Below are 15,972 nucleotides of genomic sequence, written 5' to 3'. Positions count from 1 at the left end.
CTTCGTTCTTCACTCTTCACTTAAACTTACGATATGAAAAAGTATTCAAAGTTGATTGTTGCGGCGATTGTCGCCTTGATTTTCATCGGAACCTTCGTGTTCCTTTATGAGAAATCGCAGCCTAAGCCTGTGGAGTATACTGAGTTTACTCCTAAGATGGCTGATGTTTTGAAAACTACCGTCATCACGGGTAAGATTGAGCCTCGCAACGAGGTGAGCGTAAAGCCTCAGATTAGCGGTATCATCACCGAGATTTGCAAAGAAGCTGGTGATTATGTTCAGGCGGGCGAGGTTATCGCCAAGGTAAAGGTGATTCCGGATATGGGACAGCTCAGTTCGGCGCAAGCACGCGTGCGCCTTGCTGAAATCAACCTGAAACAGGCACAGGTGGATTATGGTCGCGAGGAACAGCTCTTCAAGAAACAGCTGGTCAGCGCCGATGAGTTTGATAAGGTAAAACAGTCGTTGCAGCAGGCGAAGGAGGAGAAAGTTGCCGCCCTGGATGCGCTCGAAGTGGTTCGTGATGGTGTTTCCAAGAGCAACGCCAGCGCCTCTTCCACCCTCATCCGTTCTACCATTTCGGGAATTATCCTTGATATTCCTGTCAAGGTGGGTAACTCCGTGATTCTTGCCAACACCTTTAATGACGGAACCACCATCGCCAGCGTGGCAAACATGAACGACCTCATCTTCCGTGGCAACATCGACGAAACCGAGGTGGGCAACCTGGTAGTAGGAATGCCGATGAAGATTACCATCGGAGCGATGCAGGACCTGAAGTTTGATGCCGACCTGGAGTATATTTCTCCAAAGGCTGTAGAGAACAATGGCGCCAACCAGTTTGAGGTAAAGGCAGCCGTCCGCTCAGTAAAGGGCGGCAAGATCCGTTCCGGCTATAGTGCCAACGCCGAGATAGTATTGGCAAAGGCTAACCACGTGATCACCGTTCCGGAGAGTGCCATCGAATTCAGCGGCGACAGCACCTTTGTCTATATCGTAAAGGGCAGCGGCGAGAAGAAGACCTACGAGCGCAAGCAGGTAACCACCGGCTTGAGCGATGGTGTGAACATAGAAATCAAGAAAGGTCTGAGCCTGAAGGACAAGGTAAGAGGTCCGCAGGTTGTGGCAGACAACAAGGATGATGAAGAATAATCTTAGCAGTATAGAATAAGTAGTAAAAGCCAAAGGGGGCATTTTGGGGGGTGTAATTTAAACTGTGTCAAGGCTTGTTCTTAACTTTCATTCCCACTCCCTGCTGGGGGCATGCCCCCAGCAGGGAAGCCTTTTCGGCTGCAAAGTTACATAATTTTAAATCTATCTCCAAATTTTATTGCCAATTGTTGAGAAATTTGTCCCCAATTTGCCAGTGACATAGTCCATTTCTTACGGATGTTGCGGTAAGCTAAGTACACAAGCTTCTCCAAAGAATTATCCGTAGGAAAGACCCCTTTAGTCTTTGTGACCTTTCTTACCTGTCTGTGATACCCCTCAACCGTATTGGTCGTATAAATGAGTTTACGGATGGCTGGAGTATATTGGAAATACTCTGTCAGACGTTCCCAATTGTCACGCCATGACTTGATGACAATTGGGTACATCTCTCCCCACTTAGACTCTAACAGGTCTAAATTAGCAGCAGCGGAGTCTTTGTTTACTGCACCATATACTGTTCTTAAATCCTTGATAAACTCCTTTTGATGCTTACTGCCAACATACTTGATAGAATTGCGTATCTGATGGACAATACAGAGCTGCACAGAACTCTCAGGAAATACGCTTTGGATGGCATCCGGGAAGCCTTTGAGACCATCAATACAACAAATCAAGATGTCTCGAACACCACGGTTCTGAAGATCCGTAAGAACTTCTAGCCAGAAGTTAGCTCCTTCACTCTTAGACACATACATACCTAACAGTTCTTTTTGGCCTTCCTTGTTGATGCCAAGAATGTTGTAAATGGCTCGTGTGACAGCTCTGCCATTCTCATCCTTTACCTTATAATGGATAGCATCAAGCCAGCAAATGGCATATACAGGATCGAGCATGCGAGACTTCCAGGCGGTGATTTCGGGTAATACACGGTCTGTTATAGAGCTGATAGTATCGGCTGATAGAGTTGTGTTGAACTCACGCTCAAAGTAGCTGCTGATGTCACGTGTGCTGGTGCCCATGGCGTACATCTCAATAATCTGGTCTGCCATGCCATTGGCAAGAATAGTCTCACGCTTCTTTACGGTCTCAGGTTGGAAAGTTCCGTCTCGGTCACGAGGAGTCTCTATAGTGACCTCACCATATTTTGTTTGAACCTTCTTACTCATCTTACCATTACGACGATTGCCGGAAGAGCGTTCCTCTTCACTTAAATGAGCGTCCATCTCACCTTCGAGAGCTGAGTTGAGAATACGCTCTAACAATGGAGCTAATGCTCCGTCCTTGCCAAATAAGGCTTCACCACTACGCAACTGCTGAGCTGCTTTCTTGTAATCAATTTCTAAGTTGTCCATAATATAAAAACTACCTCAGTTCGGGATAAGAAATAGTGCCTAAAAAAGTTGGTAATCTCCGATATTTTTTGTATCTTTGTAGTTGAAATCCAATTAGTTACAAACATAAAAAGATATCATTATGGAGATTACCAAGGACAAAGTTACAGAATTATTTTGTATTATTGATGAATTTTACAAAGTTTTTGATGCTGAAAATGCAGGAAAATTGCTTTTGGGTGAAGATGGAGTAAAGCGCAGACGACGTAAAGCCTCTTTATCTGATAGTGAAATCATGACGATTTTGCTGTATTTCCATTTCGGCTCGTTCCGAAACTTCAAGCATTATTACCTATTTTTTATTAGAGGAACTTTGAAGTCATATTTTCCAAATGCGGTGTCTTATAACCGTTTTGTAGAACTTGAAAGTCGCGTATTCTTCCCTCTTATGTTCTTCCTGAATCTCCGTGCTTTTGGCAGATGTACAGGTATAACCTTTGTTGATTCAACCATGATACCAATATGCCACAATCTCAGGCGTTATGCCAACAAAGTGTTCAAAGGCATTGCCACAAACGGAAAGGGAACAATGGGATGGTGTCATGGGTTCAAGCTACATCTGGCTTGTAATGATAGAGGTGAGATAATTGCTTTTGTTCTCACTGGTGCAAACGTTAGCGACAAAGATCCAACGGTATTCGATGTGTTGGCTAAACGTCTGTATGGTAAGCTGTTTGCAGATAAAGGCTATATCTCGCAAAAACTTTTCGATTCGCTTTTTGAGGAAGGCATCCAGTTGGTAACAGGACTGAGAGTGAACATGAAGAACAAACTAATGCCGTTCTATGACAAGATGATGCTACGCAAAAGATACATCATTGAAACGATTAATGACCTGTTGAAAAATACGGCTCAGATAGTACATTCACGTCACAGGTCTGTTGCGAATTTCATCATAAATATTATTTCTGCATTAGGGGCATACTGTTTCTTTGACAACAAGCCCAAGGCACTTACTGGATACGTTATCGAAGATACGAAACAGCTTAGTCTTTTCTAACATTGCATATTTTACATGAGGATTTTGTCTCAGCAACCATCCAAGATATATAGATGGTTGCCAAGCCTCTGTGTCCCTTATATAAAAACATTATAAAGCCTTTAGATAGAGCTCGTTATCCCGAACTGAGGTAAAAACTGTGTTAAACTACTTTTATTGTAGCTTGACACAGTTTAGTTTACACTCTCGCATTTTGTGTTCATGCCCCCTTTGGCTTTTACTACTTATTGATAACGTTCAAAATATCCTGACGTATCTTCTCATTGGTACCATTTACCATATAACGTATCAAGCCATCCTCACCTAGGACGATGAAGAGAGGGAAACCGCCTGAGCCAACAAATTTCACGAAATAATTATCACCATAAAGATGAGTCCAATTGAAGCCACGTGCCTCCGTTATCTTCCTTACCTTATCAGCTTTCTCGAAGTTTACAGAGAGAAATATCACATTAGGATACTTATTCTTCCACTCCGAAAGGATAGGCATTTCTCGCAAACAAGGTCCACAGCCTGAATACCATGCGTTGATAACTACCTTATGTCCCTTGAGCGACTGTTCTGTCCAAAGTTTTCCGTTCAAATCGTGCAAAGTAAAGGAACCAGGCAACGGCTTGCCACACAATGTGTCAGTATTCTCGTTATGCCTCGTCAAAGAAAACATCTGCTGATTGGTCTCTATTTGGTCTTCTATCTCTGATAGAGATTTCACTCTACTGCGAGGTATCTCATATTTTTCCCATTCCTTAGGTATAGTAAAGTTGGGATACATCGTAAAAATCATCAAGTTGCCATTTTCTCCATACTTGATGGCTGACATAGACTTTACCTTCGATACATCCAAAGGCAAATCCTTGACATAGAAATGTCGATTCACCATTATACTAGGAGACAGCAAACTATCTGCTTGTTCCTGTACGACAGGAGTTTCCTGTGCGCTTGCAGCAAAAGGCATCATCGCCAAAAGCAACGCCATCATCATTTGTTTTATCATTTTCTTTTCCATTGTATATCTCTTATATATGTTTCCTACATACTTATTCTTATTAGAAAATACGCAACTCTTACCATTGGGTAAACTAAAGAAACGCACTTTTAACTTTTATTCGTATTGGTAACTTGCGGCCTTTTATTATTTTGCCTTTCTGTAAAATATATAGATAGCATTCCAAATAAATAAAGAAAAAATACATGGAAAGAATATATCACTCCATTTATTTAAAATAACCCTTTCAATTATTTCTATTAAATAGACAACTTGTAAAGCTACTAAAAAAATCAGTATTGTATATTTAGTTATTTTTGTCATAATTACTCCAATATTCAAAACTAGAAACAGCAACACTTAATGCTTGACGAATTAGTATTCTATCCAATTCTGAAAAGCTAGCATCTAAATCTATCTCTTTTAAGTATCTTGAAACTACCATTCCTACATCATTTTCGTCATTTGGATAATTGGTGAATATTTCAAAAAAAAGATTCATTACCTTAGCAGGAATATCGTTACCACTAATTTGCACTATTTTTCCATCTTGTACAGACATTTGAAGTTGATTTACAGTACTGTCCATTTTAATTTCAAATTCATCAGAATTCAAAATGCATAATTCTTCTGATGTCAAATTTTCCTTAACACTTTTCTTTTCAAAGTGATTGGTTTGCAAATTACTTAACAACAAATTATGTTTTGCACCAATATCTTTTATATCTACAGACACATCATTTAAATAAATATTATCTGTACGATTTTTCTCAATTACCTTTTCCTCGCTCAATACTGGAGCATAAGCTGCAGCTATATCCATTGCCTTCAAATTTAAATTGGGAGTACTTACTCCCCTAGTTACATTTGCATCTGACAACAAACGGTGACACATATAAGAAGCATATCCTCCACAACAAACAGCACCTATCGCTGCTCCAATATGAGGTTGTCCTATAAGTGCCCCAACTTTTAACCCAGCCTGCCCACCATTATATGCGCCACCAGCATCAGCACTCGCTACACTTAGGTAATAAAGTAATCTCCTAGTAGATACACGAGTTTTTTTGATGACAACATTAAACTATCATTATAAGAAGTCAAATTCTCTATTACTTTTGGTTCGCTTTCTTGTAATACATTATTACCAACATATTCTGTACAAGAAAGTAATATTGCACATAAAAGTAATACAATATAAGTTTTTATTTTTTTCATACGTAAATTATTATCGTCCTACATTACTGTAGAACATATGTTTTACACTAAATTTATATTTATGTAAGTATTAGACACAAGAAAGAATAGCACTCATAATACCTATAAGTGCGACTGTAAAGTACGGCATTTTTATGTAACAGCTAAGATTTAAAAGTTTCATACACGTGTCCATAAGTCACAGTCTTTGCCGCTTAACTGTTGAGACCAATTTCATAATCGGACTATGGGTGTTCCAGTAAAAATCGGCCTAAGATAGTGTTGTCTCAAGATTTTGTTGCTTCCTTTTTTTCTCAAGACTAACTTTGTACCCAAGTTTCTTCAATTCTGCTGCCAAGTAAAGCTTTCACTTTTTCTCAATTTTGGCTTGCATATATTGAGCACCCAACTCATGGTATCTAGCACCTGTGCTGAGAATCAGATATGCAGCAGTTAATTGAGAGTGTGCAACCGCAATCAAGGCACGCTTTTTCCACGTCTGGCACTGATACGATGGTAACGTTCACTGAAGAATGAATTCTTGGTACGGGTCGCAGCCCACGCTGCCTCTGTCAGGACAGCCTTTACTTGTTTGTTACCGCGAGTAATTCTTCCGTTTTTTTACCAGCACTCTCATTATTGCCAGGGCAGATACCTGCCCAAGATGCCAAATGCTTCTCGGATGGGAAAGCTGACATGTCAAGGCCAATTTCTGAAACGAGGTCCTCGACTACCTTGGTATTGAAACTAGGTATCTCCTTCAGTAATTCTAGCACATTGTCATACTTGATAAGTATTTCCTTGATACGCTTGGACAATTCATCAACGAGTCCTTGCGTTTGAGCAATACTCTTACGAATCATCTGAAGCATATATACATGGTGCTCCTCGACAAAGCCAGTGCAAGCCTCCAACAATTCTTGCGGACTAGCCGACAATTTCTTGTGATAAACACTTTCGATGTCTTCTATTGTCAACTTACGACCTTCGCAAAGCATATCTATCAAAGCTGTTGCTGTAACACCAGAGGTGTTAGCTACAACACTTGAAAGCTTGATGTTGCAGTCTTCCAAGACACGCATTACTGGTTTCCAATAAACACCGGTACTCTCCATTGCTACATGGGTAATACCATTAGCTAACAGCCATTCTTTCATTTCTGTCAAACAACTCGTGAAGGTGTCAAAAGTGCGAGTCTCCTTACGGATGCCCACACCATCAATTGTTGCCACCACCACCTTCAAGTGGACGTCGATACCACAGCCTCGCTGGATCAACTGAGGAAATGTTACGTTAGTCATAATTGCTCAATGTTGATTTAACGCAACAAAGATAGCATTTTATTTCCAATTTACATTCGCTTTGGCAAGATTTTTTTAGCTCATGGATATTTCATAATTATAAATCTATATTTGACCAAAATTCATAACTTGAAGCAATAACACTCAAACTAGAATATACTAGCTTTTTATCTTCATCTGAAAGTTCTGATGTACTATTTACTTCATCAATATATTTATTGATTAAAAACTGAACATCATCTGAGTCTTCAGAATATTTTTGAAATACATCATAAAAAAGATTCATCAATTTTGTTCCTACATCGTTTCCTTTTAAAACAAGAACTCCATCAATAACAGAAATAGATGCCATAATAGAATCGAACGAAGCTTTATATTCCTTTGATTCAATCACCTTAACTTCTTCATCCGAAAGAATGTCTTTATAATCATTTTCTTTGAAATCATCAAGCATTATACTTTTGAGAAGAACATTATGCTTTGCTCCCATTAATGTAATATTATCATCTAAAATAGGATAATCTACATTTATTGTTTTAGGAACATATTCCTCAAAATTTACATTTTCATCATTCAACAAAGAAGCATATGCTGTAGTTGCCTTTTGAGGTGTAAGAGGATGTAAAGGCAATGCACGACTCCAATACAAAGAAGCATAAGCTGTATATGAACCACAAGTACCTCCGATAAGAGCACCAATTGTAGCACCAACAGCTGCACCTCCTGGCGAAAAAAGGCCACCAGCCCAAAAGCCAGCTTTTCCTAATGACCAAGCTCCACCACAATCAGCCGCTATCACTTGTGCACGTTTCCAAGCTCCAGGCTTAACCCAACCTCGCGTCTCCACTCTACTTTGGATTAAACTATCATTAAACGATGACATTTTTGTCAATAATACAGAATTAGAATCTGCTACCACATTATGTGTATCAAAAGCATGTTCACTACATGACACCCAGATTACACATCCAACAAATAAAAACAAAAACTTCTTTCTAATCATAAACTATTATTTTTTAGATTTATAAAATACTGAGCCAACTTTAAAAAGCAAGGCCTGTCTAAAATTTTTACATTTCACGAAAATAATCTCTAATTTATGCTGTTATCTGGAATATTTTTCGTATCTTTTTGACACCTTTATATCCTTTTTTATTCGATATCAATCTTACCATGATACATACTATTTCCATCAGAAATAGTAATCTCATACTCACCACTCAGATTTTCAGAAATTTGAAATGTTGTATCTATTATGTAATAGGTATAGACATCCCCTTCCTCACTTTCAAGTATGAGCGTATTACCAATCACTTGACTCGGCAAGGTCAATGTGTGATCCACCAAATCAACAACCAATGGTCGCTTGGGTGATTTACTCCCAGTGATAGTTCCACGATTAGTACCAACCAAGCTATACGATAAGGTATAAGGTTCGGCTATTGAATGAGTAGGACATAAAAATAATGCCCCCCCCATAAATAATGAGATTCATTAATGTCTGTTTCATATTACAATATTTTTTGATTATAGTTTATTCAAAACTTTGCTGCAAAAGTACAAATTTACAACGAAACACACAAATAAATCATCAATTTAAAATTTACCTATTTTTTACCTTTCACATAAATAATTCAACTTTAAGCATTTACCAAAGTATTTTACCCAAAATTTACTATGCACAAAATTATTGAATTTGTAGAATATACTCATCAAATTCTTTTGGCTTGCCTTCTTTTCTACATATCTTTTTCAACATTGTTTTCCTGCTTTTTGAGATTGCTGCATCTGATAGTCCTAGCAGTCTTGCTACCAAGGATGTAGAGAAACCTAATCTAACCAATAAACAAATTTGGTAGTCTTTATCATTAAGTTTATTTTTCAATACAGGAATGAAGTTAGGAACCACTTCCTCTATTGTATCAGCTAACTCTTTCCAATCTTCCTCACACATTTTCTCCTTAGGATGCACCTCTATAAATTTAATTTTCTTATAAATAGAAGAATCTTTTAATATTAAATCGGCATCTGACACAGAAGATAGCGAGTATCTTTCTTGTATATGAGTTATTTCAGCTTTTAATTTACTGATGGTATTTTCTTTTTCCATGATGACTTGAGCTAATTTATTGTCGTTTTCTGCAACAAGTTTGGCTCTTTCATCTTGTAACCTTTTAAGGTTAAGTAAACTATCTTCATATAATAGTTTTGAGACGGCTATTTTCTTTTTCTTAATAGCAATTTGTTTCCTATAGATATAAGAAAGCAGTAAAAAGAGCATGAGACAAGATAAAACTATCATATAGTTCATCCGAGTACTGCGTTCAGCTTTCTGCTCTGCATTTTTGGCTATTTCTTGGTTTCTGCTATAATCGTACATGGCTTGAACTTGCTGTAACTGAGTCTTCCTGGCTTCTATCAAATCCGAGTCATTATACTCAGAACTTTGCAAGGCATACTTCATAGCCATTGCCGGTTGATTAACCTTTGCATAATATTGAGCTAAGGCTTTGGTCGTAGCAGCTTTAATACTATATGATTTACATATTTTAAAACTTAGGGATAGATTATCATAGGCAGAGTCCTGTTTATTTACAAACAGATAATAAGTTCCCTTTTGGTATAATACATACGCTTTGGCATCTTCATAATTAGAATTGCCTTCATATCCTGTAGAGTTGTAAGCCTCAAAAGCTTTCTTTGCATTAATAGAATCTTTCTTTTCAATATAATATTTGTAATTACATCCAAAAGCAATGGCTGCTGCATAATCGTTGCCATGTTTTTTAAACAACTTCGCTGCCTGTAAATTTATAGCAATAGCCGAATCTTTTTTTCCTAAAAAATCATAGACTTCTCCTTGATTTTGGTAATTTACGATAGCATTGAAGGTGTCCTTTGCCAAATAGGCATACTTCTCCGCCTTATCAAAAGCATTCAACTCTTGATAAGGTAAATATTGCTTACTAAAGAGAAAACCCATCTGGCTGTATACTCTATAAAGCGTGCCATAGTCACAATCTGCGGCAGTGGTATCGGCTTGCTCCGTCGCTTTATTATAATACTCCAATGCCATCGGTGCCTCATGCATGTCTCTATACACGCAGCCCAACACATAGTTGGCTAGCATCCGCTCATTAGCCGAACCATGATGGTCATAATAATCCACGACCTCCTTCATCACGGTATCAGATGTGAACGTGATGCAAGCCTTGTTCATAGCTTTATGATAGAGCAGTTCATAACGCATACGCTGCCCTTTGGTAAAGTCATCCAACTGGGGCTTCACCTTGTCCAATAACTCGATGGCAACTTTCGCCGAGTCATCGTTACTATCCATAATGCTGTCTGCTCGCTGCATCAAATTGTCATATCTCTTATTACCCGTACAAGAAACAATGGCAACCAAAAGCAGAACGAGATATATCCATCTATGTTTCATGCTCTAAATTAGTTTTGTTTATCAAGCGTAATCCCAAACGGAAATGTATACAGGTTGCAAAGATAATAAAAAAATCCCATTAGCAAAAGCCATTTTAAGAAAATGTGATAAAGAGCAACAAACACCTTGGAATTTTGTAATTTTTTCATCAGATTTCCTTGAAATTTTGTAAAAAAGTAGTACCTTTACAACCAAAACGAACTGATTATGAAGTTATTACGTAGATAAATTTCTCAAAAAATGGAGAGAAAATGAGAACAGAATGCCTCTTATCGTCAAGGGAGCACGACAAATAAGAAAGACTGCCTCCATCATGCAATTTGCTAATAGCAACTATAAAAATGTAGTTGCCATCAACTTTGTGCTACAACAAAAATACAAGGCAATCTTCGAAGAAGGATATGATGTAGACTCCATTACAAGAGCATTAACCTTCATCGACCCTTCCATTAAACTAGAACCAGGCAACACGCTCATTTTCTTCGATGAGATGCAAGACTGTCCGGCTTGCGCCACCTCCCTAAAGGCGTTCAAGATTGATGGAAGATATGATGTGATTTGCTCTGGCTCCCTCATGGGCATCAACTATCGGGAGATAGAATCCAACAGCGTGGGATATAAAGAAGACTATACCATGCACTCCATGGACTTCGAGGAGTTTCTATGGGTCAAGGGATATACTTCATATTTTCATGTTAAAAGCGGCATTTCCCTGAGATAGAGAAATGCCGCTATTTTTATTTTCCACGAAATCGTCCCTAGCTATATGCTAGAGATTATCCTTTTCGATATCCTTGAAGTAACGGTAAGTACCCACCTTCAGTTCATCGCAGGCAATCTCATCACAAACGATGATGCCATGCTGGTGCTGCTGCAGAGCGCTGATGGTCCAAGCCTGGGTAACAGGACCTTCGATGGCAGCCTGCAGGGCGCGGGCCTTGTTATGACCGTTGCAGAGAATCATTACCTCTCGGGCAGCCATCACGGTACCCACACCTACGGTCAGAGCCAGACTAGGTACCTTCTCAGGATCATTATCGAAGAAACGGGAGTTGGCAATCTTGGTGTCTGTAGTGAGCGTCTTTACTCGTGTGCGGGAGGTTAGAGAAGAGAATGGCTCGTTGAAAGCGATATGGCCATCAGGACCGATACCACCGATAAAGAGGTCGATGCCACCCGCTTCTTCTATCATCTGCTCATAATGACGGCACTCCTCTTCCAGGTTCTCGGCATTACCGTTCAGGATATGAATATTCTCCTTAGGACAGTCGATATGATTGAAGAGATTGGTAGCCATGAAAGAGTGATAGCTCTCAGGATGAGATTCCGGCAAACCTACATATTCATCCATATTGAAGGTGATGACATGCTTGAACGAAACCTTGCCTTCTTTTACCGCCTTTACCAGATTGGCATACATGCCCTGAGGTGAAGAACCGGTTGGCAAACCCAGAACAAAAGGACGTTCAGCAGTTGGTTGAAATCTGTTAATTGTTTCAACTACATGATCAGCTGCCCACTTTGACAGCTTCTCATAATCTTTTTCGATAATAACACGCATAATCTATTTCTTATTGTTTAGTTGTAAAATTCAGAAAACAAAAATAATAAAAATCTGTTTCATTACCGCTAAAAGATGGCAAAAATTATATTTTTTTACAGTTTGCGGTATCTACTTCTTCATAGCCCTCCTGCTCTACATATTCATCAAAACCGATGCTGATATCGGCGCCATTCTGCTCGAAGAGACGCAGTAATTTCTGCTGCATATCGGGTGCGATGAGGATGGCGCCGCGCTTCGCCTTGCAATAGGTGCTTTCGCTGATATAGGGCGAAAAGTGCCAGAAATGAGGCGTATTGGCAGAAGGTATCGTACCGAACATGCGGCGGAATCCGCGTGCCATGCGTATGATCTTCTTCTGAAGACGATAGGCGCAGCCCTGCTCGCTGCAGGCTATATGGTCCGGGTTCAGAATACTGAATACCTTCTCCGACTTACGCAACTTCTGATAACGCTCAAAACGAGCACAAAGGTGATGTACCGGGCACGCCTCCTTGAGACATACCGTATCAATGGAATGGATTGAAATATTGTTCATGTTCTTTATTTTTTAAGTTGGATAAATAATTTTTTCTTCGAAAGATTGAGAGGCTGTTATCGGCAAACAGCCAACTGGCGAACCACAGACAGCCAACTAGCCGCTATGAGAACAGTGGGCTGTTCTAGTCAGACAGCTATCGGAAAAGCCTGAGAAAGAAATTTAAGAAAGGAACTGCGAAAAACTCTTCACTCTTCACCTAACCCCCGGAAATGCCGATAAACAGAGGGGATTCGAGGGGTGAAGAGTTGTTTCTCACTCTTCACCCACTCTTCACCACTCTTCACCCATCTGCCGCTTAGCTATATTTTCAGATTCTTACAAGCAGATAGGCCTGACCCTTCTTGGTATGCTTCATCTTGCACCCCAGGAGTTTGAGCGACTGGCCTATGCGAATCTTGGTACTCAGATTACTGATCAGCATCGGAAATCTTTCGTGAAGAACCTCGAAAACATCCGAACAGATGAGCCATTCGCCCGTTTCATTCTCCTCAGGAACACGGAAACAGCTCTTCAGCATCGACTCAAAATCATCTACCTTGAAGAAAGGAAGATTGCACTTCTGGATACGGTCCACCTCGGCATTGGTAAACCAGTAAGGCGTCTTCTTATGGCAAAGCTCATACATAACTTGTGCATAGAGCTGGTCATAAATGATGGGGGAACCGTTGTCGATATATTCACCTGCCGGAATGTGCAGACAGACGAATCGGCGGCTACCCGTAGGGTCGCAGAGCGGATGCTCATCATTGGTAGTTGCCAGGAAGGAAGCGTAACGCGGACGGTCATCCTGACACTTGCCGAAGATAGGGCGCCCGTTCACCTTCACCTTCGAAAGCATCTGCTTCAGCTTGCCCTGCTGCGATGGTCCCATATTCGCAAACTCATCTATGTTGACAAAGAGATTATGAGTGAGCGCCATCTCGGAGTCAAACTTATTGGCAAAGTTGATGTGGTCGAGGAAATACTGGCGCAGATGATCCGGCAGCAGGCGATAGGCAAAGGTACTCTTGCCGCAACCCTGCTTGCCGATAAGCACAGGAGTGGTTTCGTTGCCATGAAACATATCCATCTGCAACCAGTGGGCGACAGCTGAACGGAGCCAGGTGGCGCACCATCCCAACTGTTCACTTGTAAGCCCCGGAATCCTGCCAAAGAGTTCAGCCACATGGTTCTTTCCATCCCATTCAGGCAGGTTTTCGAGATATTCCCTGATAGGGTCAAACTCCGGAACCTCTTCAGAACGTACGAACTCCTCAATATCCTGTCGGGGCGACTTCTTGCCTCCCACACCCAACCGCTTGGCATGACGGACGATAGAATTGAAAGCCTCCGGAGTCAGCACCTTCCAGGTTGAGTCAGAAGATTCCTCCTCTTCCCCACCGGTTTCCGGTTCCTCTTCTACGGGCTCCTCTGTTTCGTCCTCATTCTTTGAGAGAGTGAGATACTCGGTTTTACCACTTAGCACATTTCTACGGAAGAGATAATACTCATCGAGAAAACTCTCAACAAGAGAGAGTGCTGAAATTTCGTTTGTCATCTTATCTGATGACGATAAAGCTGTAACTTTGTTCATATATTAATTTTTTTAGTTAATAATAATCATCTTTTAGCCCTTATATATAATAAGGTGAAGAGTGGTGAAGAGTGGGTGAAGAGTTGTCTCTATCTCTTCACCCCTCGAAACCCCTCTGTTTATGGGCATTTCCGGGCTTCAGGTGAAGAGTGAAGAGTTTCAGCTCATTCATGGTTCAGCATTTCGCCGCTCTTTCGTTTTCGATTGCAAAGTTAATACTTCCCTTCGCCGATTCCAAATTTCCCCGCCACCTTCCCGCTACTTTTCTGAAATTAGGGAAGAAACAAGGGGGCTACGGGGAAAAGTATGGGGAAAAAAGAGGAAAAACAAGCGCATATCCTTGCATAATCCGAAAATAAATCTTACCTTTGTGGCAAAACTTATTTTCCCTCAAATCTGCAACCTATAGGGTTTCGTGGGAATTTACCTGTAAAACGACAAAAATTCTTTTATTGTACATATTCCTTGGGCATAACAGAAACGTCGTAAACACAAAATCCCCTTACCCCATAAAGCGACTTGAGGTAATACGCCGGTTTAACCAGAAAAGCATGGCCTTTAACCAAAGTCTGTCTTGAACAGGTTGGCATAAGCATAGTTGTCTGAGTAAATGTTCAATACATGCCTACGTGATGTCTTAATCCATTTCGCAGGATCAGAGAGCGTAGAATCTCGCTATATTGATAACCAAACATAGTGCATCTCAATCCCAAGGAGGAATCTATGGTTTGAGCTAAAAGAGCATCAAATTGCTCCATAATAGAAAAAATCCCCCAAAAGGAGTGAGTTTCTCGGATTTTATTTGTACTTTTGCCATGTCATTCAGAATTTTGTTTGTTTTTATTTTGCAACACTAAGATAAGTGAAATTTCTGACATGGCAAAATCCTGAACAACTTTTTGTTGCTCAGGGGATTATAAAAGTTAAAATTTATAGTGTTGCGGAATTAAGGTATATGTCTCGGTTACCTATCCATAGAAGTTCACAACTCTCAGATTTCGGAGTCTATCTGAAGACCGTCATCTCTCGGACATCGGCATCTTCAGACAGATACGCCTTTTCTCATACCGACGATTATTATTTCTTTGGCTTCATAGAGGGTGGGCAATGCTGTCTGAATATTGATTTCGAGGAATACACTTTCGGGAAAGGAAGTCTGGCTATCATTCTACCCGGGCAGGTGCATCGTATCATCGACGCTTCCAATCTTTCTGCAAAATTTCTGGTTATCGACTCGATATTGGTGGATAAGGAGGAAAAACGAACGCTTGAGAGATACGGTCGCCCTCAAATACAACTATCCGACATACCGGAACAGAAACTATTATTATCACTTCTTGACAGCAAACTGAGTGGCATGGAAAATCCATCTGCCAAAGCAGTCGTTCAGCGACTGACCACCGTCATTGTAGGGTTAGTCGTGGAGAACATTGTAAATGCAACGATAGCTCAATCCAAATTGCAGGGGACAGTGACCAGACACAAGGAAATAGTATGGGAATTTCGGGATTTGTTGGAAAGCAATATCCGAAGCAAACGTTCGCCATCATTCTATGCCGGGCGGCTGAACATTACCGTTGCCTACCTGAATGAAGCTGTAAATTCTGTTCTGGGGACAAGTGTGAGCCACCATATCCAAAACGAGATTATTTTGTTGGCTAAACGTCAATTGGTCTATACTACAGATTCCATCAAAGAGATTGCACATAGTTTAGGCTTTAACGATTACTCCTACTTCACACGGCTGTTTACCAAGGTTGCAGGCGTTTCTCCCACGCTCTTCAGAAGGACTTACCACGAATAGTGCTATCATTACCGTTGTCCGTCTA

At 40.4% G+C, this 15,972-nt stretch carries 12 protein-coding genes and 2 pseudogenes; 4 read left to right on the top strand and 10 right to left on the bottom strand.

The window, feature by feature from the left end:
* The first annotated feature begins 33 nt into the window (after positions 1 to 33).
* A complete protein-coding gene (locus RCO84_RS13790) occupies positions 34 to 1,152 on the top strand; it encodes an efflux RND transporter periplasmic adaptor subunit (protein ID WP_144155168.1) in 1,119 nt (372 codons plus the stop codon).
* Positions 1,153 to 1,298: 146 nt separating this feature from the next.
* Here RCO84_RS13790 and RCO84_RS13785 read toward each other — a convergent pair whose 3' ends face one another.
* Positions 1,299 to 2,504 carry an IS256 family transposase gene (locus tag RCO84_RS13785; protein WP_287870909.1) on the bottom strand — a complete coding sequence of 402 codons (1,206 nt, stop codon included), beginning with the start codon at positions 2,502 to 2,504 and terminating at the stop codon, positions 1,299 to 1,301.
* A 121-nt stretch (positions 2,505 to 2,625) separates the two neighbouring features.
* Here RCO84_RS13785 and RCO84_RS13780 point away from each other — a divergent pair, with 121 nt between their 5' ends.
* A complete protein-coding gene (locus RCO84_RS13780; protein WP_118142112.1) occupies positions 2,626 to 3,543 on the top strand; it encodes an IS982 family transposase in 918 nt (305 codons plus the stop codon).
* A gap of 220 nt (positions 3,544 to 3,763) precedes the next feature.
* On the opposite strand, the gene RCO84_RS13775 is transcribed toward RCO84_RS13780, so the two are convergent.
* The 5 genes and pseudogenes from RCO84_RS13775 to RCO84_RS13755 all read right to left on the bottom strand — a co-directional run bounded on the left by RCO84_RS13775 (position 3,764) and on the right by RCO84_RS13755 (position 10,468).
* Positions 3,764 to 4,537 (bottom strand): TlpA family protein disulfide reductase, encoded by a 774-nt coding sequence (locus tag RCO84_RS13775; RefSeq protein WP_317585411.1) that lies wholly within the window; start codon positions 4,535 to 4,537, stop codon positions 3,764 to 3,766.
* 298 nt (positions 4,538 to 4,835) lie between these two features.
* Positions 4,836 to 5,351 (bottom strand): hypothetical protein, encoded by a 516-nt coding sequence (locus tag RCO84_RS13770; RefSeq protein ID WP_317585410.1) that lies wholly within the window; start codon positions 5,349 to 5,351, stop codon positions 4,836 to 4,838.
* Between the two features lie 851 nt (positions 5,352 to 6,202).
* Positions 6,203 to 6,588, bottom strand: a pseudogene (locus tag RCO84_RS16965) (transposase).
* Between the two features lie 535 nt (positions 6,589 to 7,123).
* Positions 7,124 to 8,029 (bottom strand): hypothetical protein, encoded by a 906-nt coding sequence (locus RCO84_RS13760; RefSeq protein WP_144155364.1) that lies wholly within the window; start codon positions 8,027 to 8,029, stop codon positions 7,124 to 7,126.
* A gap of 684 nt (positions 8,030 to 8,713) precedes the next feature.
* Positions 8,714 to 10,468: a hypothetical protein gene (locus RCO84_RS13755; RefSeq protein WP_317585409.1), complete on the bottom strand. Its 1,755-nt coding sequence runs from the start codon at positions 10,466 to 10,468 to the stop codon at positions 8,714 to 8,716.
* Positions 10,469 to 10,730: 262 nt separating this feature from the next.
* Here RCO84_RS13755 and RCO84_RS13750 point away from each other — a divergent pair, with 262 nt between their 5' ends.
* On the top strand, positions 10,731 to 11,189 hold the full coding sequence (locus RCO84_RS13750) for an ATP-binding protein (protein ID WP_287875831.1): 459 nt from the start codon (positions 10,731 to 10,733) through the stop codon (positions 11,187 to 11,189).
* A 48-nt stretch (positions 11,190 to 11,237) separates the two neighbouring features.
* Here the strand turns inward: RCO84_RS13750 and nagB are convergent, their stop codons facing one another.
* The 4 genes and pseudogenes from nagB to RCO84_RS13730 all read right to left on the bottom strand — a co-directional run.
* Entirely contained in the window at positions 11,238 to 12,029 is a 792-nt protein-coding gene (gene nagB / locus RCO84_RS13745; protein WP_287853816.1) for a glucosamine-6-phosphate deaminase, read from the bottom strand.
* An 85-nt stretch (positions 12,030 to 12,114) separates the two neighbouring features.
* Positions 12,115 to 12,567 (bottom strand): DUF6078 family protein, encoded by a 453-nt coding sequence (locus RCO84_RS13740; protein ID WP_006848211.1) that lies wholly within the window; start codon positions 12,565 to 12,567, stop codon positions 12,115 to 12,117.
* 310 nt (positions 12,568 to 12,877) lie between these two features.
* Positions 12,878 to 14,143, bottom strand: a complete 1,266-nt coding sequence (locus RCO84_RS13735; RefSeq protein ID WP_317585408.1) for a VapE domain-containing protein — start codon at positions 14,141 to 14,143, stop codon at positions 12,878 to 12,880.
* A 653-nt stretch (positions 14,144 to 14,796) separates the two neighbouring features.
* Positions 14,797 to 14,960: pseudogene (locus tag RCO84_RS13730) on the bottom strand (IS1380 family transposase); the annotation flags it as partial.
* A gap of 138 nt (positions 14,961 to 15,098) precedes the next feature.
* On the opposite strand from RCO84_RS13730, the gene RCO84_RS13725 reads away from it, so the two are divergent.
* Positions 15,099 to 15,947, top strand: a complete 849-nt coding sequence (locus tag RCO84_RS13725; protein WP_317585407.1) for an AraC family transcriptional regulator — start codon at positions 15,099 to 15,101, stop codon at positions 15,945 to 15,947.
* The last annotated feature ends 25 nt before the right edge of the window (positions 15,948 to 15,972 follow it).

It is taken from the genome of Segatella copri (assembly GCF_949820605.1).
Classification (GTDB): Bacteria; Bacteroidota; Bacteroidia; order Bacteroidales; family Bacteroidaceae; genus Prevotella.
This window is presented reverse-complemented; position numbering and strand designations above follow the sequence as displayed.

Excerpts from the sequence above, each read along its gene's own strand:
- RCO84_RS13725 (WP_317585407.1), top strand. The coding sequence starts at position 15,099 with ATGTCTCGGTTACCTATCCATAGAAGTTCACAACTCTCAGATTTCGGA.
- RCO84_RS13760 (WP_144155364.1), bottom strand. The coding sequence starts at position 8,029 with ATGATTAGAAAGAAGTTTTTGTTTTTATTTGTTGGATGTGTAATCTGG.
- RCO84_RS13750 (WP_287875831.1), top strand. The coding sequence starts at position 10,731 with ATGCCTCTTATCGTCAAGGGAGCACGACAAATAAGAAAGACTGCCTCC.
- RCO84_RS13775 (WP_317585411.1), bottom strand. The coding sequence starts at position 4,537 with ATGATAAAACAAATGATGATGGCGTTGCTTTTGGCGATGATGCCTTTT.
- nagB (WP_287853816.1), bottom strand. The coding sequence starts at position 12,029 with ATGCGTGTTATTATCGAAAAAGATTATGAGAAGCTGTCAAAGTGGGCA.
- RCO84_RS13780 (WP_118142112.1), top strand. The coding sequence starts at position 2,626 with ATGGAGATTACCAAGGACAAAGTTACAGAATTATTTTGTATTATTGAT.
- RCO84_RS13770 (WP_317585410.1), bottom strand. The coding sequence starts at position 5,351 with ATGGATATAGCTGCAGCTTATGCTCCAGTATTGAGCGAGGAAAAGGTA.
- RCO84_RS13790 (WP_144155168.1), top strand. The coding sequence starts at position 34 with ATGAAAAAGTATTCAAAGTTGATTGTTGCGGCGATTGTCGCCTTGATT.
- RCO84_RS13755 (WP_317585409.1), bottom strand. The coding sequence starts at position 10,468 with ATGAAACATAGATGGATATATCTCGTTCTGCTTTTGGTTGCCATTGTT.
- RCO84_RS13740 (WP_006848211.1), bottom strand. The coding sequence starts at position 12,567 with ATGAACAATATTTCAATCCATTCCATTGATACGGTATGTCTCAAGGAG.
- RCO84_RS13785 (WP_287870909.1), bottom strand. The coding sequence starts at position 2,504 with ATGGACAACTTAGAAATTGATTACAAGAAAGCAGCTCAGCAGTTGCGT.
- RCO84_RS13735 (WP_317585408.1), bottom strand. The coding sequence starts at position 14,143 with ATGAACAAAGTTACAGCTTTATCGTCATCAGATAAGATGACAAACGAA.